Origin of the sequence: Allomuricauda sp. NFXS6 (genome assembly GCF_040148835.1) — a bacterium.
GTDB lineage: Bacteria > Bacteroidota > Bacteroidia > Flavobacteriales > Flavobacteriaceae > Flagellimonas.
Window position 1 is genome coordinate 270,533 of the sequence record NZ_JAGEMG010000005.1, and the last position, 24,199, is coordinate 294,731.

The window sequence follows — 24,199 nt, forward strand, 5'->3', positions numbered from 1 at the left end:
CCATTAGTAATTTTTATTGATCAATACTTATTTATTATCAAAATAAATTGATTTTTTATCAATAAAACTCATAATAAAAATCCTTTTTTCAAATATTGTTAAAATTTAGTTTTGCCAATATTTTATTGGATTTAACTCCAAAAAAGAAGATTTTCGCAGCTGACTAATTCAAAAATCATTCTAATGAAGACAAAAACAAATGCAGTTTTAGTACTGCTTTTAATGTTGTTTGTGCAGGCCTCGTTTGCACAAAGTAGGACAATCACAGGAACGGTGACATCCGTGACTGATGGTCTGCCACTACCTGGTGCGAATGTTATCGTTAAAGGTACCACCAATGGAGTGCAGACAGATTTTGATGGAAATTATTCCATCTCTGCTAGTAATGGACAAACCTTGGTTTTTTCATATCTAGGATTAAAAACCAAAGAGGTGAGCGTAGGTTCCCAATCGGTAATCAATGTATCGCTTGAAGAAGATGCTCAAGCCCTCGAGGAAGTAATCGTAACAGCATACGGTACTAGTACTAAGGAAGCATTTACAGGTTCTGCGAGTGTCGTAGGGGCCGAAGACCTTGCCATAAGGAACGTTACCTCGCCCATAGCCGCCATTGAAGGTCGTGCCACAGGGGTACAGTTTACCTCTGCAACTGGTCCTGGTTCATCACCTGGAATCGTGATCCGTGGTGTGGGAACGCTTAACGGTGACACCGATCCCCTCTTTATTGTGGACGGTGTGCAGTACGAAGGTGCCCTGAACACCATCAACCAAGAGGATATCGAATCATTCACCATCCTAAAGGATGCCGCTTCAACATCCCTATACGGTTCCCGAGCGGCAAACGGTGTGGTAATCATCACCACAAAAAGTGGTAGAAAAGGTGGTATTCAGGTAAATGCCTCCATGCAGTATGGCCTAGTGGACACTTCCATTCCTTTCTATCCAGAACTTTCCCCTGGCGATTATTATGAAACCATGTGGGAAGCTTTGAAAAATTCCAGTGCAGGTGGAGGCGATCCAGCTTTTGCTTCGGCCAATATCTATAACAATTTGGGATACAACCCGTTCAACGTGCCCAATGATCAAATTGTGGGTACGGATGGTCAATTGAATCCGAATGCTAGAGTACTTTATCAAAGCCTTGACTGGTACGATGAATTAGCAAGAACAGGTGTACGTCAGAACTACAACGTAAACGTTTCCGGTGGTGGCGAGGACCATAAAGTTTTCTTCTCAGCCTCTTATTTGGATGAAGATAGTTATGTGGTCACTTCTAACTTTAATCGTCTTACCACACGTTTGAACGCAGAGTTCGATGTGAACGACAAATTAACCATTGGAGGTAGCGCAAACATTGCCATTACCGAAGCTGCAGCACCTAGCTCTGCTGGTACCGGGAGTATTGTGAACCCATTTGGTTTTGCCAAGAATATCGGTTCCGTATATCCTGTATATGTGAACGACCTTCAAGGTAATATCGTAAGGGATGTGTTCGGTAACCCTGTGTTCGACAGTGGTGAAGGCTTCCCTGAATACAATATCGGCTCTAGACCTATCAGTCAAGGACGTCACGCACTACAAGAGCTGTTGTTGAACGATGAACGCAACAGGAACAACACCTATGGTTTCCGTTTCTTTGCAGAGCAAGAGATCATTGATGGTCTGAGCGTACGATTGAACTACGGTAGGGATATCAATGAAGGTCTTACAAAAGAATACGAAAATGCCGTAATCGGTGATGCCCAACCTGACGGAAGGTATGGGGAAGAGCGAAGCAGAAGACAGGTGGAGAACTTTAACCAGATCATCACTTATAACAAGAGCTTCGGCGACCACAACTTAGATATTACCGCTGGTCACGAAAATTTTGATAATACTTATACGGAGAACAGTGGTTTGAAAACCATTCAAGCTGCCAATGGTATCTACGAATATGCTAATTTCTCGAACATCGTGGACTTGGACGGTTATTCTGAAAGAAAATCCCTTGAAGGTTATTTCTCAAGAGTTAACTACAACTATAAGAACAAGTACTACATCAGTGGATCTGTTCGACGTGACGGTTCATCGGTATTTGATTCTGATACCCGATGGGGTACGTTCTACTCGGTAGGTGGTTCTTGGAGAATTGACCAAGAAAACTTCTTGAAAGGTTCTGAAGTGGTCAACCAATTGAAATTGAGAGCTTCTTATGGTGAGGTAGGTAACGATGACCTATTGGATTTCTTCCTTTCCCAGCCAAGATTCTCGATTACTTCGAACGCAGCCAATCCTGCCATTATTTATACCGATATAGGTAATGGGGACTTGCAGTGGGAAACCATCGAGAACTTTGATGTTGCCTTGGAATTCACCTTGTTCAACAACTTCTTGGATGGTTCCGTAGAGTACTACAAGAGAAATTCTTCCGACCTTTTGTACAACCTGCCCATTGCGCCAAGTAATGGTCTAAACGAAGTACCGGTCAACACCGGTGACATGTACAACTCCGGCTGGGAAATGGCCCTAACAGCAAACCTGTTCAACAGGGATGATTTTAGATGGAATGTAACTTTACAGGCATCCACATTTAAAAATGAGATTACCAGCTTGCCCGATCCATTTGTAAATGGATCTAAGCGTTGGGAAGAGGGACGTTCACGTTATGATTTCTATATTTTGAGAACTGCAGGCGTTGATCCACAAACTGGAGACCAATTGTTCTTCCAATACGAATTGGATGAGAATGGGGACAGTGTTCCCGTATTGGATGGTAATGGTGAAATCGCCACTACCAACGACTGGCAGGAAACCGAACGTGCCTACACCGGTGACAGCTCCATTCCTGACCTTTTGGGTTCTGTGGCCAACAGTATCAGTTACAAAGGTTTCTCCTTTGATTTCTTGATCAACTACGGTATCGGCGGTAGCGTATTGGACAATGCCTACTCCGCCATGATGCACAGTGGAAATTACGGAAGTTCCTTGCACCCGGACATCTTGAACGCTTGGAGACAACCAGGTGATATCACCAGTGTACCTCGAATGGAAAATGGTAATCCGAACTTGGTAAGGACACAGTCCGAGCGCTTTTTGACCGATGCCTCTTTCTGGGCATTGAGGAACGTGAACTTGGGCTATACCTTTGAAAGCAGGATAGCCAAGCAACTTGGCCTTGACCAATTGCGCGTAACACTTACTGGGGAAAATCTTTACACCAAGAGTGAAAGAAAAGGACTCAACCCACAGTTTAACCTAGCTGGAACAGGTTCAGGTAACGACTTTAATCCTCCGAGAATCATTTCTTTAGGGTTGAACGTAACTTTTTAAAAAAATAAAATTATGTTAAGAAAAATAAATTTAATGTTATTGGTATTCCTAGGGATTACAATAACTTCTTGCGACGACGATTTTTTGGAAACAACGCCTACAGATGCCATTTCGGCGGCTGATGCGTTGGCCAATGAAGACAACATGCAGCTGATATTGAACGGGCTGCACCGTGGACTGTACTCACAGTCTCAGACCATTTTCCCTGGTGGTGATACTTCTAGGGCAAACAACCACTACTGGGTACCACTGGGCGACAACCTTTCCGGTGGATTGATCCACTCTGCCAATGCGAACAACTTAGGCTGGAGAACCGAAATGCAGTGGAACTCACATACAGACCAGACTTCATTGACCTGCGAGTTGTTGTGGTACCATAGGTACAACATCATTTTGGGGTCCAACCTCTTGATTAACAGAGGAACCGACGGTACTTTGGTGGAATCGCCACAATTGAACGAGATTTTAGGTCAGGCCTATACCTATAGAGCTTACGCCTATCTTTCTTTGGTGCAGCACTACGCTAAAGGTTACCTGATCGGTGATCCGGCAACTGACCCAGGTGTACCATTGTTGTTCTCTTCCGAATCACCGTTTACCAGTCAGCCAAGGTCTACAGTTCAGGAGATCTACGACCAGATCGAGTCTGACCTAGCTGCTGCCATCGATCGTTTTGAAGAAGGATCTGGTAGACCAAGTGGAGGTGCGGAGACCAAATCCCAATTGAACATCAATGTTGCTTACGGTCTTTTGGCCCGTACAGCACTTTCAAAAGGTGACTGGCAAACTGCTGCCGATGCCGCCGTTATGGCACGTCAGGGCTTTCCTTTGATGGGCGAGGATGATTGGAAGTCCGGTTTCAACTCCAACAACCTTTCTGAGGTCATTTGGGGAAGTAATGTGATTGCTGCGGAGACCACGTTTTTCCGTTCTTACTTCTATTTGGCAAGTAATACCTTTAACGGTAGCCAGATCAGAAACAATCCAAAAATTGCGGATCGTAGATTGGTAGATGCCATTCCAGATACAGATTACAGAAAAGATGTTTTCATAATCGATGCACCAAACACCAACAGCTCTGCTGCCAATGGAGAAGGTGGATTCGGCAACGACCCAAATTATGATGATGAGGATGCATTCAATGCCAGAAGAGAGGAAATCAATGCAACATATGGAATTACCAATTCATTCAACCAGCACCCTTATATGCACTTTAAGTTGAAGAATGCCAATCCTGGTTCTATTGACCCTGACGATGTAATCTATATGCGTACTTCCGAAATGTACTTGATCGAGGCGGAGGCCAAAGCGATGTTGAACGACATCCCAGGTGCCCAAGAAGCTCTAAGACCATTGGGAGAAGAGCGTGACAGTGCTTACGATGTGACCATTTTCAACACGCAAGAGTCCATGATGGAGCACATCAAGTTCCAAAGAAGATTGGAACTATGGGGAGAAGGTTTCGGCTACACCGACAAAATCCGATGGGATGAAGGCATTGACCATGCTGCAGATGGAGGTTCCGGAGCATCGGCCGTACTTTATCAGGAGGCATTTCAAGTGGAAAGACCTTCTGTAAACGACGACTGGATCTTTAAGATTCCACAAGCGGAATTGGATGCCAACCCGAATTTGTCACCAGCAGATCAGAACTAATTACAGTTACTTACTGAAGCAAAGAAGCCCCCTCACTAAAGTGAGGGGTTTTTTTGTTGTCAACTCCCCTACACAGCTTTGATGCTTTATGCTACCCCAATACATGAATGGATCGAATAGCGTATTTTTTCTATTGATTCTTTTTTGTGTTGAACCAATAAGAGAGTCCCACAGACCAATAAAATACATTCTCCAAATCCTCTTCAAATGTACCCGTATCTGTTGTGAGGGTTGCAGGAGTCTGGGGAAATGCCCAAGTAGGTGTAAACGATAAAATAAATTGGTCGAAATGGTATTGAAAGGGAAAACTCAGCTCCATATTCAGTAGATTAAATTTAGAAGCTTCGGCAATTTGCACTGTCGTAACCTCGGTTCCGGAGTCTACAGAACCTCCCGGACCACTACCCTGTCCATTACTCCCACTCTTTCTATTGCCCAATCGGCTGGTAGTGTAATATTCTTCATAAAAGTATTGAGATCCAGCATAAACCGAAAATCGAGGGGCAAACAACAAATGATCGTTAAATGCCCTAAACGTATGATCGGCCATAAAAGCCAAAAATATATCGGGTGAGCTATTCTTATTGAAATAGGAACTGCCATAAACTGATAGTTCCAGTAATCTAAAATCGTAACTGATCAAACCCGTAATATCCGCGACCACCTCGGATTGTACATTATAACTCTCTTCATTGTAAAAATAAGCTGTTCCCGAAACACCTCCGCTCCAATTATTGGAATCAAACAAATACCCTCCAGTTAAATAAAAAAGGTCCACACGTTGCTCATCGGAACTTGTTAAATACGATACAGTCGCATCAATGAACAATCCCGACTTGTCATAATATCCAATGGAAGGTAATAGGTAAGGGGCCGTTATGGAATCACGCCTACCCATAAATACCGCATCGTTCATATAGCTAACATCCATCAAAACATAAGAATCTTCCCTATTTACCTTTTCCTTATTGGTCTTTTGGGCAAATGCACCTGCCATGATACCCAAACATAATAGTAAGCTTAAGCGTGCATACCGTTTCATGATAAATCATTTACAGATGAAAATAAGGGCTCGACCAACCAGAGGTCAAGCCCTTGATATAGTACCATCACATGACTCCCTTTTTTTTCTTAAGGGCTGCCTTGTTCATGGATTTTTTGGACTTCATATTCATATTCTTGTTGACCATCATTTTACGATGCTTATACATGTTTGTGAACTTTTCACCATTCGAATTCAAACATTCGCCGTCTTGAAGCCTCAATTGCTGACGATTTTGATTCATGTAGGTACCGTCTGGATTAACCGTGGTTCCATTTGCTAGTTCAAGTCGCTGTTGCAATCTATTTTGTGACTGTGCTCTAATTTGATAGACATCTCCGTCAATAAGCATCAATTGGTATCTGTTTTGATTGCGTTGCTGAACCTGTGCATCGGTAAGTCCTTTGTCGGATTGCATCACTTTGTAACGATACTGATACTCATTACGGTACTTTATTCCATCACTATCCAAACATTCGCCATCTCTTAACCTAAGTCTATCTTGATCTCGGGTAAAATAGGTTCCATTTGGGTTAACAACCGTTCCATCGTTTAGCGTAATGGGATCTTGCAAACGAATTTGGTCGCGATCACGAATTTGAAGTACATCGCCGTCGACCAACATTAAACGGTCTCTGTCTTGATCGGAATCTTGGACTCTGTCCTTATCCCTGTCCTGTGCCATTAGTGCCATTGTTCCAAAAACAACAAACACCAACATTAAAAAAATCTTTTTCATGGTACTCGTTTTTATAAAATTAATTGGAACTAAAGTACCACCACCATTGCGCAGACACAATGACCTGCGTCATCAAGGCTCTGAAAACCAATTATTTAAATTCATTTTTAAGTAACTTATGTTACATAGCGCCAAGAAGGATTTCTTTTACCCTTGATTTACAAATCGATACAGGTCGTCCGAAGCCTGCAACAGTTTTCCTTTGAGTGACGGTTGGAGCTCTGGATGCTCTTTCAGGTAATTTTCCACTATTTGATACGCCTCCATTGATTGGTATTGTCCCACAGTGGCAGTGAGCCATCGTTTGGGGAAGAAAATATCCCCTGTTTTCTGGATTTCTTCCAGTAGATCTAGGGCCAAAGGCAAGTGCTTGATTGCAGTTTGTTGGCGCAAAGGATGATGTATATAGGAACAAGCAGTAACCACCCATGACTCTTTTTCCCGGTTTTTGGGATCTTTTAATGATTCAAAAAAGGTATCCCTCACAGTAACATCAGAAGATAGCGCTGGCAACAAATATTCAAAACGCTTTACCTTATCAGGATTCTTCAGTGCTGCTTTCGCCTTTTCCAAAATGGTTTCGGCCTGATCATGTTGATAAAGAGCAAGGAACATGGCCATATCGGTGTAATCATCCTGGTTTAGCCTTAAATCGGGAATCTCGATAGCTTTCTTCCAAATACGGTACAGTCTTTCCTTCCCTTTTTCCGAATAGGCCAAGTCCTTCCAGAGTCCGAATAGGTTTTTTTTGATATTTGGTCCATAGTCCCGTTTTATCAATTCCTTCCAAAGCAGGTCTTCCATAAAAGATTGCTTCCCCTCGCGTTGTTCCTCACTCAAAAAATTCCAAAATATAGCGCTTGCTTGATTGCATACCATTCCATGGACCAACTCATTTTCTTCATTCAGGACGCCCTCACGGAATAAATCGAAAGCCTGCAGAGGTGAAATGTTGCCGGATACCGCATTTTCGTAAGTATTTACATAGGCATAGCCACGGGCAACTTCATCCTTTATTTGTGGGATAACGAGCAAATCCGAAGCATTCAAGGGAAACACACCATATCCGAAGGCATTGGAATTATATATAATGGAAATCGGTGCAGGCAATCCAACGGCCAACTGTACATCTACACTACTTCCTGCAATATGCACCGGAAGGGTTCTAATGCTATCCGGGTAGACCAAAGTCACCTCAAAAGACTGTGGCCATAGTTTGTCACTACCATCTTCGGCATGTTGGGAAATGGTAAAACTTGTTATTTTTCCATTTTCATAGCTGATTTCATCCGTTAAAACGGGCCTACCCGATTGGTTGACCCATACCTCACTCCATTTTTTCAAGTCCTTTGGAGACTTTTCATCCAAAATGTTCACCAGGTCGTTCCAAGTGGCATTGCTATAAGCATAGGTAGAAATATATTCGCGTATGCCCTCCCTAAAGGCCTTCTCCCCTATCGCAGCTTCCAATTGGCGCATCATTATGGGTGCCTTGTTATAAATAATCCCACCGTAAAGACTACCCGCATTTTTTAGATTATCCAATCTTTGACGGATAGGATTGGTTCCTCGGGTCCTATCCTCTCCGTAAGCGCCCCGGTAATGGGAAATCAGAAATTGTAAGTTGTGATTGATGTCCTGAAAGGCTGGATTGATAATCTTATCGGCCATAAAATTGGCAAACACTTCTTTCATCCAAACATCGTTGAACCAGTCCATGGTAACCATATCCCCAAACCACATATGGGAAGCTTCATGGGCAATTAGTTTAGCACTGCCCATCCGTTGCCGTTCCGTAGCGCTTTCATCCAAAAAAATCGAGGATTGCCGGTATTGAATGGCCCCAACATGTTCCATTCCTCCGTATTGAAATCCGGGAATAGCAGCAAAATCCAATTTCTGAAAAGGAAACTCATAACGGGTATAATCCTTTAGAAAATCTATAGAACGCTGATGTATATCAAAAATATTCGGGAGACTGTAATCAATCTTTGCCGAATCTGTTTCGCGATACAGCAAGGTCATATCGAACAAACCCGGGTTTTCGGTAACGGATTCAAATTTTCCAGCGACCATAGAAAACAAATAGGTGCTCATGGGATCACTCTCATCAAAGCTATGGTGAACCTTATCTCCTTTCTTGGCGCTTTCTGCCAAAGATGCGCTAGATAATACTTTCCATCCTCCGGGAGCAGTAACATCTAAAATATACCGTGCTTTGATGTTGGGTTGGTCAAAACAAGGAAACAATGTACTGGCCCTATCCGGTACCAAAAGGGTATATAAAAAGTCATCGTTTCGGTTTAAGGACAGTTCCCCTGCATCAAAACTTATTTCAATGGTATTGGGGCCTTCTTTCAGGTTGTCCTTGATAATAATATGTTCCTTGTTATGGTTAATTTCTTGGGCTTCCCCGTTTACCTGAACGGTTTTTAGCAAAGAAGCGTTGGCGTTAAAATCGAGGTAGAGCGGCTGTGAAAAATCATGGACATCCAAATTCAGTTTTAATCGAGAAGGTATTGGCTCCTCCTTTTCCGAGGGAATATCAAAAGATAAGGTATACACTACATTGGACACCTGATTGACTCGGTATTGGGCCATTTTCAAGGGAATGCCCTCTGCCAACAAATCTACTTTAGGACTGGAATCACATGCGGCAACAAGGATTACCGAAACAAGGAAGAACACGATATTGTTTTTCATAACAGCAGGGTTGGGTTTGCTACTTAAAAGGCACCTATTTTTCCGCATCCCAATCTTTGAAAGCTTATGCAGGGGGCGGTATCTAGCCCCTTACCACATAATTAATTTTTTCCACACCGGTATTACCTGTTTTAGCGTTAAAAGCATACACCGTAATTTGATAATATCCGCCCTCCGTTATTTTTAAACTGCCCTTAAAGGTGTTTTGAGAAGGATTTTTGAGCGTGATTTCTCCAAATGACTCGCCATCTTTATGGATAATGGCTTTTACTTCCATAAGGTTGGAATCCCAAATACCGCCTTTTTCAATGGGGCAACCGCACATCATCACAATATTGGCTTCTATATCCAGTCCAGTATCCGGGATGGATTCCAATGCAATATATTGATGGGTATTGGGCTTTAAGATATCGATCACAAAACCGGGAATCTCGATGACAATACCATCGCCCATGATATGTTTTCCGGGAATAAGCCACAATTCGGTGCTGGCGTGCACCTGTGCATTTTTTCTGTTAATAGGGGACAATACTTCCACTCGGACAAAAGTAGGTACGTCAATATCTACAACTGCCAAAAATCCAGCAGTTTTATCATCGGAGAGTTGAGTATACCGTTCATGGGCACTTTTCATTATAATATTGGTATTGCCCGTACTTCCGACTGTATTTCCTTCTGCCAAAATTTCACCGTTCAATGTATTGCGAACAATAACATGGGCCCCGCCTATGGAACTTCCCACAAACTTGGCATCTTTGGCCTTTGCCCTGACCATGAGCTTGGTCTCGGTGGCAAATGCGTTCATACAAATAGATAGTAAAGCTAGGAAGAGGATTGATTTTTTCATTTCAGATTTATTTCAATCTTAAAGTTACTAATTTTTAGGGCTTTCTACAGCTGATTCATCGGGATATTCCTTTGGAACGTAAACGCTCGATTTCCGCATGGGCAGCTTCAATCAACTTTGTATAATAATTGGAGTCCTTTTTGGGACAGGAATGTTCCAATTGAAATCGGGAACTTTCGATAAGTCTTTGACAGTAGGAAATCTGTTCTTGTAACGGACATTTACATATGGCTTGGCCATAAAGCTGGTCCAATTGGTGCAAGGAAGGTTTTTTATGGCTATTTTTAAAAAGCTTAAACATAAAACGGCAAACAGATTTTTCAAAAACAGCTTCAAAAACCAAGCCAAAAACCTATCTATTCTCCTTCAACCCGGAGCATAAAACCGCGACGACTTACATTAACAATACTAAGCTTGGGGTCCTTGGATAGGTGTTTCCTCAAATGCGAGATAAAGACATTCAAACTTTTTTTATTGAAATAATCGTTCTTATCCCAAACAGTGGTCAATATTTCCTTGTGCGTGCAAAGTTGGTTCTTGTTTTTGGCCAAGAGCGCTAAAAGATCGAACTCCTTGCCTGTCAGTTTTATCGGTTTTCCTTGATAGTTGAGCTCAAAATTGTCCATATTGAGTTTGTAATCGCCTATTTCATATTGGGACACCTGTACTTCTTGTTCTCCATCGGGCACCAGTCTGGACAATAAGGCATTTATACGGACCACCAACTCTTCCTCGTCTATGGGCTTTTTGAGGTAATCGACCGCTCCCAGGGAAAACCCTTTCAACACATCTATTTTGAGCGAACGTGCCGTTAAAAAAATAAAGGGCAGCTCTGGGTTGATGCTTTTGATTTTTTGGGAAAGTTCAAAACCATCCATATCCGGAAGCATAACATCCAAAATGGCAAGGTCGAACACGTTCGTCTTTGTTCTCTGTAAACCTTCCGAAGCATCCTTGGCCCATGTAACGGCAAAACCCTTCATTCCCAGATATTCCGAGAGCAAATACCCGAGGGAGTTATCATCCTCTACCAGTAGCAAGTTATACTTTTTATCCATTTTTAATGAGTTTAAGGGAAATGGTAAAGGTGGTTCCTTCTCCCAATTTGCTATCCACCGAAATTTTTCCCCGATGCATTTTAATAATTTTTTGTACATAGTACAATCCAAGTCCATACCCTTTTACCTTATGGACATTGCCGTTCTTGATCCTAAAATACTTTCTGAATATTTTTTTGATGTCCTCTTGGGCAATACCTTGGCCATTGTCCGAAATTTTTATGTGCAACCATCCTTTTTGGGTGATGGCAGTCAGCTTAACTTTAGGCTGGTCCGAATACTTTCTGGCATTCTCCAAAAGGTTGCCCACCACATTCTCCAAATGAAACTTTTCTGCCCGAATGTAATAGGGCCCCTCCCCTAGTTCATAATCAAACTCAATAGCATCATGTTGGGAGAGCAGGGAAAATCCTTCACAAATACGATCTAAATCGGGTTTAAAGTCAATTACCGTGAACTGCAGCAGTTTTTTGCCAGACTCCATACCGGCCAGCTCCAAAACTTTATCAATATGCCTTTTTAATCTGTCCGATTCTGAACGGATGAGCTCCACCACGGCCTTTTTGTTATCTGGGACATCCTCCTCCAAAATCTTGCTGGCCAAGCCAATGGAAAAGACGGGGGTCTTAAGTTCGTGGGTAAGGTTGTTGATGAAATCGTTCGTGGTGGTATTGATGCTTCGCTGCAAATAAAATGAGCGCAACACCCAGATTACAACTATAACGATCATAAAAAGAAATAGCAGCCCCGGAATTATCAAACCTCGAATTTGGCCCAAGAAATACTTGTTCAAATCTTCAAATCCGATTTCCAGAACAATTTCCTTTTCCAACAGCTCCGGCAAATATCCTTTGATTTGGATGGGGTAGGTCAAATTATTGTTGGCCTTAAGATGCGGTCGAACCGAACTCATATAGCTTATGGAGTCACGGGAATATAAACTATAGGAAAATGGGGCATCGATTCCCGAAACGTTCAATTGATAAGAGATATAATCATTCAGATAATATTGGGATGCTTTTTCCAAACTGTCCAACCCAATGTTGACCTCTGTGGTATCTTTTCTAATGGCATTTCCAAGGGTATAGGTGAGTGAGTTTACTTCGGACAGCTCGCTGTTGATGTTTTCCCGCGCCTTATCGATTTTATCCGAGAATTGGGCTTTTGCCAAGCCCAAACCTACCCTCAAATATTGGTACTGCACCACCAAAAGGCCAATTACGGCAATTACAAAAACAGATACATACAGATTTCTCTTGGTCAGCATACCGCTAAATAAACAAAAAATCGCCAGCTATTTACCCAATGGTTAACCCTATTAATCTTTCATTAACCTTTTTGATCTTTTGTTAACCGCTTTGCACTGGGTGAAGGCTTATCTTAGTACTCGAGTTTAGTTAACAACATTAGTAGTGAATCTTACAGACCGGTTTCTTGGAGGCCGGTCTTTTTATTTTAGGACAAGATCTTGTTATTTGACTTCTGTCATACCAATTGAGCAAACATATCCTTTATCTTTGCAATCCAAATTTTATGCATGTTCAGTTTTTTTCAAAAGCAAGAATTCTTAGTGGATTATTTACACGGGTTGGTGGATATCCACAACCATATACTTCCCGGTATTGATGACGGTGCAAAAACAGTTGATGACTCAGTGGATTTAATAAGGGGCTTTTCAGCCTTTGGGGTGACCAACTTTATCTGCACGCCGCATATCATGCACAACCATTATGACAATACGCCCAAAACCATAAAAAAGGCCTTTGATGAGCTATCGGGGGTATTGGATAAAAAAAGCATGAGGGATATCAAACTAGACTGTTCGGCGGAACATATGATCGATGACAATTTTGAAGGCATTTTGGAGAAAAAGCAGGTTATGCCGTTAAAGGAGCAGTATTTGTTAGTGGAAATGTCCTACCTGCAACCCTCTTTCAATTTTGATCTTGCCGTGGAAGAAATAGCGAAGCACAAGTATTTTCCCATCTTGGCACATCCAGAGCGTTATATGTACTATCATGGAAAATATGGCAAGTATCCTTCGATGAAATCCAATGGTATTATGTTCCAACTGAACTTACTCTCGCTTAGCTCCGAATCCTATGGTTCAGATGTGCAAAAGGTCGCTGAAAAATTATTAAAAGACGGCTTAATAGATTTTGTGGGAACAGATGTTCACAACATCAGGCAACTTGGTTTATTAAAAGAAACCAAGGTTTCCAAAAAGGTCTTGAACAACGTACTACCTGTTATAGAAAATACGATTCAAACTTTTTATTGATCAAGCGAATTTCCACCATTTTTTAACAGATTTTCCGTAGCCATAACCGTATTTTCCACCGTAACCTAGGTTGGACTGCTTAACATTGTTGACCACAAAAGACAGACCTTTGAGTTTTCCTTCAGCTTTAAGCTTAACAGGGAAGTTAAGCACTTTTTTCTCTGTGCCTCCCGCCTTTACCACATAAAGAATTTGACTGGCATATTCGCTAATTAACAATGTATCGGTCACCACCATCAAGGGTGCGGTATCCACGATGACATAATCATAAAGTTCAGATACTTTTTTAAATAGCTCACCCATTCTATCGTTCATTAACAATTCTGTCGGGTTTGGGGGTATTTTTCCCGAAAAGATAATATCAATGGAATTTTCATTTACCTGGGCGGGAATCGTTATGTCTTGCACATTTAAGTTTGAATTAACAAGATATTCCGTCAAACCATCCTTGGTACTCCTTTTTGGCTTCATCTTATCGGTCTGAATCATATCGTCCGTTGTAAAAAAATCATACAACTTGGGGTTTCTTATGTCAGCTCCAATAAGTAAAACCTTTTTACCAGTGTTCGCATAAATGGCAGCCAAGTTCGAAGAAATAAATGTTTTTCCTTCTCCTGGCACACTCGAGGTAATGAAAATAATATTATTAGGAGTAGATTTATGGGATTTTTGAATATAGTTCAGGTTGGTTCTCAATATTCTTAGGGATTCTGCCAGTACAGATCGGTCCTGTTTCGTTACCAATCTATCATCCTTTCTGCCCAGTCTGGGTACTTCTACAATAACTGGGATATCTTGGGATACTCTTTCCAAATCCAACTTGTTGTGGACCTTGTCATCCAGCAAATCCTTTAAATATATAATGGAAAAAGGCACCAATAGACCAAGAATAATAGCAGCTAAAAACACAATTGACTTCTTGGGAGATACTGGGTATTTACTCAAAAGATATGCACTATCAATAATTTTGGACTTAGGTGATGCGGATGCGAACGTAATCTGTGATTCCTCACGCTTCTGTAATAAATATAGATACAGTGACTCTGTTGTTTGTTGTTGACGTGTGATATCGCGAAGTGCACGCTCATTTTTAGGAACAGAATAGATTCGAGAATTAATGCTGGACAATTGATTGCTTAGACTATTAACCTGAAGTGATAGATTATTGGTAACACTGTTCAAACTTGATTTCATGCTTCGCTTCAAACCATCCAACTGTTGGTCTAAATTAACAATGATTGGATTTTTCTCATTCGAACTTTCCAGGAGTCTTCTTCTCTCCAAGGCTAATTCATTGTACCGCGCGGTTGTATTGGCGATTGTCTGATCCGCCAAGCCCACATTGGCTGGAAGTAACTCATAACCATCTTGGCTATCTATAAAATCTTTCATAGAAGAAGCTATATCTAATTGAACAGTTGCCTCTTGCAGTTCTTGTTGATTAGCTGCTCCAATTTCCAAATTTACATTTGTTTGAGAGGCAATATCAGCTATTCCCCTGTCAGCCTTGAAGTCCTCCGCACTCTGGTCTACCGTGGACAAATCTCCATATATTTCAGCTATTCGTTCATTGATAAAATTAGAGGTTCGGTCTGCAATTGCTTTTTTATCATCAACAGCATTCTGATTGTACTTATTTATCAAAGTATTGATAATGTCCTTTCCTCTTTTTTTAATCGCGTCATTTAGTGTTATTGAAATTATATTGGAAAATTCTCCCGTAACTTTTATTATTATATTCTGTTGATAGTATTCTGCCATGGTTGCCAATGGACTGACTTTGACCTGATAATCCCTTCCGCTGTAGGATTCCATATCTAAAGAGCCATTGGGAGTTATAATTAAATCACCTAAGGATGCAGGTATCGCCTTTCCAAAAGAATACTCTTTAAATACTTCGTTCTCAATGTTGGCAAATTGAAACTTCGTGCTCGAAATCAATCTAATGTAGAATTCGTGTTCAGTTTTTTGAACAAGGGAGTCCGGCCCCAAAAAGTTGATGTTAAATGGAGGATTATCATATAACTCTGTATTCTTTATATTTCCGAGAGCTATTATTCTTTTATTTAATCCAAGTTCCTTTACCACCTCAATAAGGTTGGTTCTAGATTTTATAGTTTCTATTTCATCTAGAACATTATTCCCGGTTCCTCCCAAAATTCCTAAATCCGTAAATGCACCTAGTTCTGAGGTAGAGTTTTGGTCTTCCAATATTTTAACCTTCGCATTAATAGCGTACTTTGGCACCGTGTACCTTATGTATAGGAAGGCAAAAGTAATTGATACAATAACTGAAACAACAAACCATTTCCAATTCTTTACATACGGCTTAATTAGGTTACTAATGTCATTATTGTTGGGGCTTATTTGTTTTTCTGTCTGCATATTTAAAATCGCAATATTAATTTCGTGTAAGTAACAAAACAGTAGAGGTAATCAGCACAGATGCAATGGAAACATAAATTGAAGCTCTTGCATCAAGAGAAGTTTCCTTGATACCTGATTTGTTGGGTTCTACATAAACTACGTCATTTTGGGTCAAATAGAAGACGGGCGATTTTATAATATCCTTGGAGGTCAGATCAATACGATAATACACTTTGGTGCCATTAAAATCCCGAATAACCAAGACATTATTTCTAACACCTCGCAATGTCAAATCACCCGCAAGTCCCAAAGCTTCCAGAATAGTTATTTGTTCTCCATTCACGGGGTAGGTACCAGGTCTTAGAACTTCTCCCAAAACGGTTACCGTGAAATTACGCAATCTTATATTTATGATGGGGTCTTTTAGGTAAACTGATAGTCGCTCTCTTAAAAGGACACGCAATTCTTCTGGGGAAAGTCCTTCAATTTTTAGTTTTCCAATAACCGGAAAATCAATTTCTCCTGCCTGATCTACTAAATAATCTACCTGTTCGGCTCGAAAACCTCCTTCGGAAGCACCTCTATACAAATTAAAAGGGGTACTAGCTTCTGGATTCAACGAAGATACATGAATGGACACTAAATCATCAACTTTAAACCTTGAAACAAATGTATTATCATTCACCAAAGTTTCAAAATTTCCAGTATCTTGAAAGTAGACCACATCTTTTCTGGAAGCACAGGATGAAAGCAGAGTCAAAATACAAACAAATATTGCCCTAACGAATAATTTCGAATTATTTTTTATCATGAGAAAATGAGTGTTAAGCTATTTAATTTAATGTACTGTGGGGTTGCTTTTCCTTAATTATGACTTTGTCTTTAAAAGTAGTGTTTTCATTCTTATCTAATTTGCAAAAATCTGAATTGTTGGAAATGTATTCCGGAACAATGTTCTTCATCAATTGAACCACATTATCCTTAAAGAAAAGATTAGATATGCAAAGCTCGTCGATCATAGTTCGAATCTTGGTATAATTGATCTCCCTAACTTTGCTAATCATAATTTTATCATGGTACGTAGGAAGCGTGTTTTCACCATTGGCTAAAAGCTCTTCATATAACTTTTCACCTGGCCTTAAACCAGTTATCTCAATATCAATATCATCAGGATATTGTAGTCCAGAAAGACGAATCATATTTTTGGCCAAATCCATGATTTTTACCGACTCACCCATATCGAATATGAAAATCTCCCCCCCTTTACCCATAGCTCCAGCTTCTAGAACCAATTGAGATGCTTCTGGTATAGTCATAAAATACCTTGTTATATCTTTATGGGTCACTGTTAATGGGCCTCCTTTTTCAATTTGTTTTCTGAACAAGGGTATTACCGACCCATTAGACCCAAGCACATTTCCAAATCTAGTTGTAATAAACTTGGTTCCACCGTTTTGTTGCTTACAGCTTATATACATTTCCGCAATACGTTTGGTAGCTCCCATTATATTGGTAGGGTTCACCGCCTTATCGGTAGAAACAAAAACGAACTTTTCAACTTCATATTCAAGGGCAAGATCTGCAATTGTTTTGGTTCCCGCCACATTGATTTTCACAGCCTCATATGGATTCTGCTCCATCAACGGTACATGCTTATAGGCCGCTGCATGGAAAATTCGGTCCGGCCTATATTGATCAAACAAAATCCTCATTTTATTTTTATCCCTTATGTCTCCTACAATAGCAACAAAATTGAAAAATCCTGCCTGTTTCAACTCTTGCTGTAAATCGTAGAGTGCTGATTCTGCTTGATCAATTACAATCAATGAATTATAATTATACTTACAAATTTGCCTTACCAATTCACTTCCGATTGATCCAGCACCACCAGTAACCAAAATCACTTTATCATCAAAGTCCTTCATAACTTTACTGTTCCTGATTTCAATTGGAGGCCTGTCCAATAAATCTTCTATCTGAACCCTTTTGATTTGCGAAACCTTTAGTTCCCCATTAATCCAGTCTTCCACTGGAGGCACAATCTTAACTTTTACTGGCAAATCAACAATCTCATTTACCAATATCCTCAATTGTTTTGGACTGATGCTCTGAATGGAAAAAATTACTTCGGAAATATTGTTGAATTTAACAAAGTCTTCGGTTAAAATGGATTTATTGTAGACCTTTACACCGTTGATTTGCTTGCCGACTTTCTGTAAATTGTTATCAACAAACCCAATCACTTTCACATCCATTTTGGAATGATTGGTAAGTGTGTTATAAGTTATTATTCCAGATTCCCCAGCGCCATAAATCATCAAGTTCTTTGATGGAGCTTGACCATTTTTCATAATGCTCTCGTAAGCAATTTTAAACACAAACCTTGATGCGGCAAGGGTAATAAAAGTTAACAAGCTGTTTATGATGATAATTGATAAAGGGATTGTAAAACCATTTACCAAGTCCATATACCTGTTAGTAAGAACAACTGCTATTGTTCCAATACTTGCTAAGCATACCGCATTAAAAATAGCATAAACATCCCTTATTCCTGTGTGCCTCACAACACCCTTGTAACTTCCTGAAATCAAAAATGAAACCAGGAACAAGAATACAACAACAGGGAGTTGAGTCCATAAACGCTTCACATCAAAATTGAAACTTAAGTTGAACCTGATAAAATAAGCCAATATAAATGAAAAGGAAACAATACACACATCTATTGCCAATACTGTCCATTTTGAGGCATATCGTTTTCCTGTTCTGAAAAAGAATTCTTTAATCATTTGAGTTCATTTTTAATGATTCCACAAATTCTCACCAAATCCTTAACCTCTAAACTTGACCCACTTGGCAAACATAAACCACTATTGAAAAGATCTTCACTTACCCCATTTACAAAAGAAGTACTCTTTTCAAAAACTGGTTGTAAATGCATTGGCTTCCATAATGGTCTGGATTCTATATTCTCCGTCTCAAGAGCCAACCTTAGTTTTTCCCTTATTTTGAAAGAGGGGGTCAATACGCAGGTTAACCATCTGTTGGAATAACTTCCTTCAGGCTCATGCAAGAACTTGATTTCAGGAAGTCCTGACAAGTGCTCCTTGTAAAAGTCAAAATTATATCTTCTGGCTTCCACCCTATCTTTGAGCACTTCCATTTGTCCACGGCCAATACCCGCAAGAACATTGCTCATCCTGTAATTATATCCGATTTTGGAATGTTGATAATGGGGAGCCTCATCCCTTGCTTGAGTGGACAGAAAGACTGCCTTTTCCTTTGTACTTTGGAACTTACAAAGCAAAGCACCGCCTCCGGAGGTAGTTATAATTTTGTTTCCGTTAAATGATAAAATCCCAAAATCACCAAAGCTACCACAATTGAAACCTCGATAAGAACTACCCAATGCCTCAGCACTATCTTCTATCACAGGAATATCATAGTTTCTTGCGATTGCATGGACTTCATCGACCTTATATGGCATTCCATATAAATGTACCGCAACAATTGCCTTAGGTTTTATTCCTTTTGCCAATCTATCCTTTATGGCTTTTTCCAAAAGTACAGGTGAAATATTCCAAGTTTCCGCTTCACTGTCAACAAATATGGGCTCCGCTCCCAAATAAGTGATTGGATTAGCGGATGCTGCAAAAGTAAAACTCTGACATATTACCTCGTCTCCTTGACCAACACCCAAGAGTTCTAATGCTAAATGTATAGCACCCGTTCCCGAGCTTAGGCAAGCTGCATGAGCGTTGTTGCCAATAAAATCCTCAATGGATTTTTCGAAATGCTGAACGTTTGGTCCCAAGGGGGCTATCCAATTGGTTTCGAAGGCCTGCTTAACGTAGGTTTCCTCGCTACCACCCATGTGTGGTGGCGATAACCAAATTTTCTTTAATACTGTGGTTTCCATTTCAGTTTTGGGTTGATATAAGTAGGATGAGAATTTTATTTCTCGATAGTAAAAGTAATAGGAAATTTGAGCGATTGAATCATTTTTCGCCACTATTCGCTAAAGGCAAAAAATAATCGATTAAGTGCGTTTTGACAGTGCTTTATCAAAAAAATAAACTCAATTTATGTTGTAAGTTTGCTCAAAAAAGATCTAAAAAATTTTTGTGATATTTAAACCTATTCAAAAGGTTTATGAATAAATTCTAAAAATTGAAATAAATTAAACTTAAGAAATAATTGAACCTCAATTGATAATATGAAAATATTGGTTACCGGAGCTGCCGGTTTTATAGGATTCCACGTCTCCCATAATTTATTAAAGCACGGACATGAAGTCGTAGGTTTGGACAATATCAACGATTATTATGATAGAGGCTTAAAATATGCTAGATTAAACATATTGGGAGTTAAAAAGTCTAAAGCTTCCATATCAAACGAGCCATCCAAAAGCTCTGAATTTCCTGGCTTTGAGTTTATTCGTACCGATCTATCCGATGGGGATACGCTATCGAATTTGTTCGAAGAAGAACAGTTTGATGTGGTCTGTAATCTTGCAGCTCAGGCAGGCGTTAGATATAGCCTCGAAAATCCATCTGCCTATATCAACAGTAATATTGTAGGTTTTTTAAATATCCTTGAATGCTGCAGGCGCAATAATGTAACTCATTTGGTTTATGCAAGCAGCTCCAGTGTTTATGGACTCAATAAAAAAGTACCTTTCGAAACAACCGACTCCGTAGATCATCCTATAAGTCTGTATGCCGCTTCCAAAAAAAGCAATGAATTAATGGCACACACTTATAGCCATTTATTTGGTTTTAAAACAACAGGTTTACGTTTCTTCACTGTTTATGGCCCCTGGGGAAGGCCAGACATGGCCATGTTCCTTTTTACAAAGGCCATATTGGATGGGAAACCCATAAATGTTTTCAACCAGGGCAATATGGAAAGAGATTTTACCTATATAGATGATATCACCGAAGGCATGGTGCGCATAGTAGAGGACAATTTTACTGAAAAATATGATTCCAAAGAACTGTATCACCTTTATAATATTGGCAACAATAAATCCATTAAGCTTATGGATTTTATCGAAGCCATTGAAAATAAATTGGGAACAAGGGCGCAGAAAAACATGATGGAAATGCAGCCCGGTGATGTTGAAAGAACTTGGGCCAATGTTGATGATTTGATCAAGGATTACAATTACAGTCCCGACACACCCATCAATGAAGGCGTTCAAAAATTTGTTGATTGGTATAAGGAATATTATAACATTTAATTTCTTTTCTATTTTTGTAAAGCACAGAAATACTTTTGCAGTTTATCCTCTCTTTTTTAACCACTTTACAAATATTCAGTCTATCACAAATATACACAAGGTGCACATGATGATAATCGATTATTTAGAAGCATATAACGTAAAAATGCCCTGAAAATTTTTATTGGTGAAGTTATTTTTGATTTTTGAAGCCGTATGAAAGAAAATAGACAACCATCCAGAGAACTTATTGAAACAGCGATCCAAGCTTCCATTTTAGGTGGTTTGGCCATAATGGACATTTATAGAAAACCCAATTTTGACAAGGAAATAAAGGATGACAATTCTCCATTGACAGAAGCTGATACTGCTGCAAATTCCATTATAAATAAAAAGTTAACGGAAACAGAAATACCTATAATAAGTGAGGAGAATAAAAATCTTGACTATAACCTGAGAAAATATTGGGACAAATGTTGGATTGTCGACCCTCTTGATGGCACAAAAGAGTTTATAAAAAGGAATGGGGAATTTACTGTCAATATTGCATTATGCCAAAAAGGGCACCCCGTTCTTGGCGTCATTTACGTACCAGTTACCAAGGAACTTTATTATGCTGATGTGGCTAGTAAAATGGCCTTCAAAACAGTATTAAATGAAGAACACAAATTAACGAGTAAACTTTTTACTGAAGAAGATCGTATTTCCAAAAGTACACCAAACAAAAAACTAGTTCGTGTTGTAGGAAGCCGTTCTCATATGAATCAATATACACTCGATTTTATTTCATCGATTGAAAATGACTTTGATGAAGTAGAAGTTGTCTCAAAGGGTAGCTCTCTTAAATTTTGTCTTGTCGCTGAAGGCAAAGCTGATTTCTACCCAAGATTTGCACCTACAATGGAATGGGATACCTCCGCTGGACATGCAATTTGTAATGCGGTAGGCTTAAAGGTAACTTCTCAAAAGAATGATGAAGAATTACCTTATAATAAAGAAAATTTGTTAAATCCATATTTTTTGGTAAGTCAATGATATTATGGGGAAAATTTCCACTTTTATGGGTAGAATATCCCACAAACGGCATATAGCCAAAACCATAACATGGAGATTGGTGGGGACCTTTGATACTGTAGTGCTGTCTTGGATCATCACCGGAAACCCTGCAACAGGCTTAAAAATTGGTTTTTCCGAAGTTTTTACAAAAATGATATTGTACTACCTACACGAACGGGCATGGGTACGAATAAAGATATCTGAAAGTAGAACAAGACATATATATAAAACGGTATCCTGGCGTTTAATAGGAACTTTGGATACAGTAGTCATTTCGTGGATAATTTCTGGAAATCCCTTAACAGGGCTAAAAATAGGTGGGCTCGAAGTAATCACCAAAATGGTATTGTATTATGGTCATGAACGAGCATGGTATCGTATCAATTTTGGTTTGGATAGAATAATAAGATCAAAAAAATGGAAGAAAATATAGTTTCTCACTCGTATAAGATTAATATGGAGGAACGTAGAAAATTAAACGGTCATAATTCACTTTTGATTTTCTTTACTGGACTTTCAGGATCTGGGAAATCTACCATAGCAAATGCGCTTGAACAAAAGCTACATGAAGATAGCATTACTACATATGTTCTTGATGGAGATAATGTGCGCAAGAGAATCAATAGCAATCTCTCATTCAAACCAGAAGATAGGTCTGAAAACATTAGGCGAATCGGCGAAATCTCAAAACTTTTTGTAGATGCGGGCATAGTTACACTTGCCGCGTTTATTGCTCCATATAGGAAAGACACGGAATTTATTAAGAAAACCGTCGGTTCAATTAATTATATTGAAGTTTTCGTAAATACCAGTTTAGAGGTTTGCGAACAAAGAGATGTGAAAGGTTTATATAAAAAAGCACGGAAAGGGGAAATAAAGAATATGACAGGTATTTCTTCGCCATATGAGCATCCAATTCAACCAGATGTCGAAATCTCGGATGAACATAGCATTGAAAAATCAGTTGATATCATTTATAATCAAATTAGAAACAACATAAAGCTCTAAAAATGAGTAAATATTACTTAAATTATTTAGACGAATTGGAGTCTGAAGCCATCTTTGTATTACGGGAGGTTTGGGCTCAATTTGATAATCCCGTTATCCTTTTCTCAGGAGGAAAGGATTCCATTTTAGTAACACATTTAGCTAAAAAAGCATTCTTTCCCGCTAAAATTCCTTTCCCTTTAATGCATGTTGATACAGGACATAATTTTCCGGAGACGATACAATTTAGAGATGAAACCTTGAAAGAACTGGGGGTTAACCTAATCGTAGGCTCAGTACAAGAATCAATCGATCAAGGTAGGGTTTCAGAAGAAAAAGGAAAAAGCGCTACGCGTAATTCTTTGCAAATCACCACATTACTTGATGCCATTGAAACACACAAAGTGGACTGCGCAATAGGCGGAGGGCGTCGTGATGAGGAAAAAGCCAGGGCAAAAGAACGTTTCTTTTCACATCGTAATGATTTTGGACAGTGGGATCCAAAAAATCAAAGACCAGAACTATGGAACCTCTTTAACGGAAAGCATTTTGAGGGAGAGCATTTTAGGGCGTTCCCTATTAGCAATTGGACAGAAATGGACGTTTGGAACTATATCAAGCGTGAAAATATTGCAATCCCGTCCTTATATTTTGCACATGAAAGAGAAGTGGTATGGAGAAGTGATTCATGGATTCCCAATTCTGAATTCTTAAAATTGGAAGACGGAGAAGAAATAGTAAAAAAGAAAGTCCGATTTAGAACCCTTGGAGATATCACAATTACGGGTGGCATTGAATCAGATGCCGATACATTAGAAAAAATTGCTCAGGAGGTCTCAGGTATGAGACAGACCGAAAGAGGTAATAGAACTGATGACAAGCGCTCAGAAAGTGCAATGGAAGATAGAAAAAGACAAGGGTATTTTTAAAAAGAAA

General features: G+C 39.6%; 19 protein-coding genes. 8 read left to right on the plus strand and 11 right to left on the minus strand.

The window, feature by feature from the left end; translation table 11 throughout:
• The first annotated feature begins 183 nt into the window (after window positions 1-183).
• Together J4E06_RS09970 and J4E06_RS09975 are read left to right on the plus strand one after the other, a co-directional pair.
• Window positions 184-3,309: a SusC/RagA family TonB-linked outer membrane protein gene (locus tag J4E06_RS09970; RefSeq protein ID WP_349523758.1), complete on the plus strand. Its 3,126-nt coding sequence runs from the start codon at window positions 184-186 to the stop codon at window positions 3,307-3,309.
• A gap of 12 nt (window positions 3,310-3,321) precedes the next feature.
• Window positions 3,322-4,965: a RagB/SusD family nutrient uptake outer membrane protein gene (locus J4E06_RS09975; RefSeq protein WP_349523759.1), complete on the plus strand. Its 1,644-nt coding sequence runs from the start codon at window positions 3,322-3,324 to the stop codon at window positions 4,963-4,965.
• Window positions 4,966-5,095: 130 nt separating this feature from the next.
• Here J4E06_RS09975 and J4E06_RS09980 read toward each other — a convergent pair whose 3' ends face one another.
• The 7 genes from J4E06_RS09980 to J4E06_RS10010 form a co-directional block, all read right to left on the minus strand.
• On the minus strand, window positions 5,096-6,007 hold the full coding sequence (locus tag J4E06_RS09980; RefSeq protein WP_349523760.1) for a hypothetical protein: 912 nt from the start codon (window positions 6,005-6,007) through the stop codon (window positions 5,096-5,098).
• Window positions 6,008-6,074: 67 nt separating this feature from the next.
• Window positions 6,075-6,746: a DUF6799 domain-containing protein gene (locus J4E06_RS09985; protein WP_349523761.1), complete on the minus strand. Its 672-nt coding sequence runs from the start codon at window positions 6,744-6,746 to the stop codon at window positions 6,075-6,077.
• Between the two features lie 147 nt (window positions 6,747-6,893).
• On the minus strand, window positions 6,894-9,449 hold the full coding sequence (locus tag J4E06_RS09990; protein WP_349523762.1) for a M1 family metallopeptidase: 2,556 nt from the start codon (window positions 9,447-9,449) through the stop codon (window positions 6,894-6,896).
• 82 nt (window positions 9,450-9,531) lie between these two features.
• On the minus strand, window positions 9,532-10,296 hold the full coding sequence (locus tag J4E06_RS09995) for a hypothetical protein (protein ID WP_349523763.1): 765 nt from the start codon (window positions 10,294-10,296) through the stop codon (window positions 9,532-9,534).
• Between the two features lie 55 nt (window positions 10,297-10,351).
• A complete protein-coding gene (locus J4E06_RS10000) occupies window positions 10,352-10,597 on the minus strand; it encodes an HNH endonuclease family protein (RefSeq protein WP_349523764.1) in 246 nt (81 codons plus the stop codon).
• A 55-nt stretch (window positions 10,598-10,652) separates the two neighbouring features.
• Complete coding sequence (locus J4E06_RS10005; RefSeq protein WP_349523765.1) at window positions 10,653-11,354, minus strand: response regulator transcription factor; 702 nt, start codon at window positions 11,352-11,354, stop codon at window positions 10,653-10,655.
• Window positions 11,347-12,621 (minus strand): sensor histidine kinase, encoded by a 1,275-nt coding sequence (locus tag J4E06_RS10010; protein ID WP_349523766.1) that lies wholly within the window; start codon window positions 12,619-12,621, stop codon window positions 11,347-11,349. The genes J4E06_RS10005 and J4E06_RS10010 overlap by 8 nt, the downstream gene beginning before the upstream one ends.
• A 270-nt stretch (window positions 12,622-12,891) precedes the next feature.
• On the opposite strand from J4E06_RS10010, the gene J4E06_RS10015 reads away from it, so the two are divergent.
• The gene (locus J4E06_RS10015) at window positions 12,892-13,635 is read left to right on the plus strand and encodes a tyrosine-protein phosphatase (protein WP_349523767.1); all 744 of its coding nucleotides are present in this window, start codon (window positions 12,892-12,894) and stop codon (window positions 13,633-13,635) included.
• On the opposite strand, the gene J4E06_RS10020 is transcribed toward J4E06_RS10015, so the two are convergent.
• From J4E06_RS10020 to J4E06_RS10035, 4 genes are read right to left on the minus strand one after another with little or no spacing between them, the layout of a single operon-like run.
• Window positions 13,636-16,020, minus strand: a complete 2,385-nt coding sequence (locus J4E06_RS10020) for a GumC family protein (protein WP_349523768.1) — start codon at window positions 16,018-16,020, stop codon at window positions 13,636-13,638.
• Between the two features lie 16 nt (window positions 16,021-16,036).
• Window positions 16,037-16,813, minus strand: coding sequence for a polysaccharide biosynthesis/export family protein (locus J4E06_RS10025; protein ID WP_349523769.1), 777 nt, complete (start codon window positions 16,811-16,813; stop codon window positions 16,037-16,039).
• A gap of 22 nt (window positions 16,814-16,835) precedes the next feature.
• Window positions 16,836-18,788 carry a polysaccharide biosynthesis protein gene (locus J4E06_RS10030; RefSeq protein WP_349523770.1) on the minus strand — a complete coding sequence of 651 codons (1,953 nt, stop codon included), beginning with the start codon at window positions 18,786-18,788 and terminating at the stop codon, window positions 16,836-16,838.
• Window positions 18,785-19,918 carry a DegT/DnrJ/EryC1/StrS family aminotransferase gene (locus J4E06_RS10035; protein WP_349523771.1) on the minus strand — a complete coding sequence of 378 codons (1,134 nt, stop codon included), beginning with the start codon at window positions 19,916-19,918 and terminating at the stop codon, window positions 18,785-18,787. Before J4E06_RS10035 ends, J4E06_RS10030 begins: the two co-directional genes overlap by 4 nt.
• 297 nt (window positions 19,919-20,215) lie before the next feature.
• Here J4E06_RS10035 and J4E06_RS10040 point away from each other — a divergent pair, with 297 nt between their 5' ends.
• The 5 genes from J4E06_RS10040 (at window position 20,216) to cysD (ending at window position 24,192) form a co-directional block, all read left to right on the plus strand.
• Window positions 20,216-21,241: an NAD-dependent epimerase gene (locus tag J4E06_RS10040; protein ID WP_349523772.1), complete on the plus strand. Its 1,026-nt coding sequence runs from the start codon at window positions 20,216-20,218 to the stop codon at window positions 21,239-21,241.
• 195 nt (window positions 21,242-21,436) lie between these two features.
• On the plus strand, window positions 21,437-22,255 hold the full coding sequence (cysQ, locus tag J4E06_RS10045) for a 3'(2'),5'-bisphosphate nucleotidase CysQ (RefSeq protein WP_349523773.1): 819 nt from the start codon (window positions 21,437-21,439) through the stop codon (window positions 22,253-22,255).
• A 25-nt stretch (window positions 22,256-22,280) separates the two neighbouring features.
• Window positions 22,281-22,709: a DUF2061 domain-containing protein gene (locus J4E06_RS10050; RefSeq protein ID WP_349523774.1), complete on the plus strand. Its 429-nt coding sequence runs from the start codon at window positions 22,281-22,283 to the stop codon at window positions 22,707-22,709.
• Window positions 22,694-23,284, plus strand: a complete 591-nt coding sequence (gene cysC, locus J4E06_RS10055; protein ID WP_349523775.1) for an adenylyl-sulfate kinase — start codon at window positions 22,694-22,696, stop codon at window positions 23,282-23,284. The genes J4E06_RS10050 and cysC overlap by 16 nt, the downstream gene beginning before the upstream one ends.
• A 2-nt stretch (window positions 23,285-23,286) precedes the next feature.
• Entirely contained in the window at window positions 23,287-24,192 is a 906-nt protein-coding gene (cysD, locus tag J4E06_RS10060) for a sulfate adenylyltransferase subunit CysD (RefSeq protein ID WP_349523776.1), read from the plus strand.
• Window positions 24,193-24,199 lie beyond the last annotated feature (7 nt).

What these genes read in the sequence shown, in the direction of transcription:
- cysD (WP_349523776.1), top strand. Translation starts at nt 23,287, where the DNA reads ATGAGTAAATATTACTTAAATTATTTAGACGAATTGGAGTCTGAAGCC.
- J4E06_RS10015 (WP_349523767.1), top strand. Translation starts at nt 12,892, where the DNA reads ATGTTCAGTTTTTTTCAAAAGCAAGAATTCTTAGTGGATTATTTACAC.
- J4E06_RS09980 (WP_349523760.1), bottom strand. Translation starts at nt 6,007, where the DNA reads ATGAAACGGTATGCACGCTTAAGCTTACTATTATGTTTGGGTATCATG.
- J4E06_RS09970 (WP_349523758.1), top strand. Translation starts at nt 184, where the DNA reads ATGAAGACAAAAACAAATGCAGTTTTAGTACTGCTTTTAATGTTGTTT.
- J4E06_RS10005 (WP_349523765.1), bottom strand. Translation starts at nt 11,354, where the DNA reads ATGGATAAAAAGTATAACTTGCTACTGGTAGAGGATGATAACTCCCTC.
- J4E06_RS10030 (WP_349523770.1), bottom strand. Translation starts at nt 18,788, where the DNA reads ATGATTAAAGAATTCTTTTTCAGAACAGGAAAACGATATGCCTCAAAA.
- J4E06_RS09985 (WP_349523761.1), bottom strand. Translation starts at nt 6,746, where the DNA reads ATGAAAAAGATTTTTTTAATGTTGGTGTTTGTTGTTTTTGGAACAATG.
- J4E06_RS10000 (WP_349523764.1), bottom strand. Translation starts at nt 10,597, where the DNA reads ATGTTTAAGCTTTTTAAAAATAGCCATAAAAAACCTTCCTTGCACCAA.
- J4E06_RS10010 (WP_349523766.1), bottom strand. Translation starts at nt 12,621, where the DNA reads ATGCTGACCAAGAGAAATCTGTATGTATCTGTTTTTGTAATTGCCGTA.
- J4E06_RS10050 (WP_349523774.1), top strand. Translation starts at nt 22,281, where the DNA reads ATGGGTAGAATATCCCACAAACGGCATATAGCCAAAACCATAACATGG.
- J4E06_RS09975 (WP_349523759.1), top strand. Translation starts at nt 3,322, where the DNA reads ATGTTAAGAAAAATAAATTTAATGTTATTGGTATTCCTAGGGATTACA.
- cysQ (WP_349523773.1), top strand. Translation starts at nt 21,437, where the DNA reads ATGAAAGAAAATAGACAACCATCCAGAGAACTTATTGAAACAGCGATC.
- J4E06_RS10020 (WP_349523768.1), bottom strand. Translation starts at nt 16,020, where the DNA reads ATGCAGACAGAAAAACAAATAAGCCCCAACAATAATGACATTAGTAAC.
- J4E06_RS10025 (WP_349523769.1), bottom strand. Translation starts at nt 16,813, where the DNA reads ATGATAAAAAATAATTCGAAATTATTCGTTAGGGCAATATTTGTTTGT.
- cysC (WP_349523775.1), top strand. Translation starts at nt 22,694, where the DNA reads ATGGAAGAAAATATAGTTTCTCACTCGTATAAGATTAATATGGAGGAA.
- J4E06_RS09990 (WP_349523762.1), bottom strand. Translation starts at nt 9,449, where the DNA reads ATGAAAAACAATATCGTGTTCTTCCTTGTTTCGGTAATCCTTGTTGCC.
- J4E06_RS09995 (WP_349523763.1), bottom strand. Translation starts at nt 10,296, where the DNA reads ATGAAAAAATCAATCCTCTTCCTAGCTTTACTATCTATTTGTATGAAC.
- J4E06_RS10040 (WP_349523772.1), top strand. Translation starts at nt 20,216, where the DNA reads ATGAAAATATTGGTTACCGGAGCTGCCGGTTTTATAGGATTCCACGTC.
- J4E06_RS10035 (WP_349523771.1), bottom strand. Translation starts at nt 19,918, where the DNA reads ATGGAAACCACAGTATTAAAGAAAATTTGGTTATCGCCACCACACATG.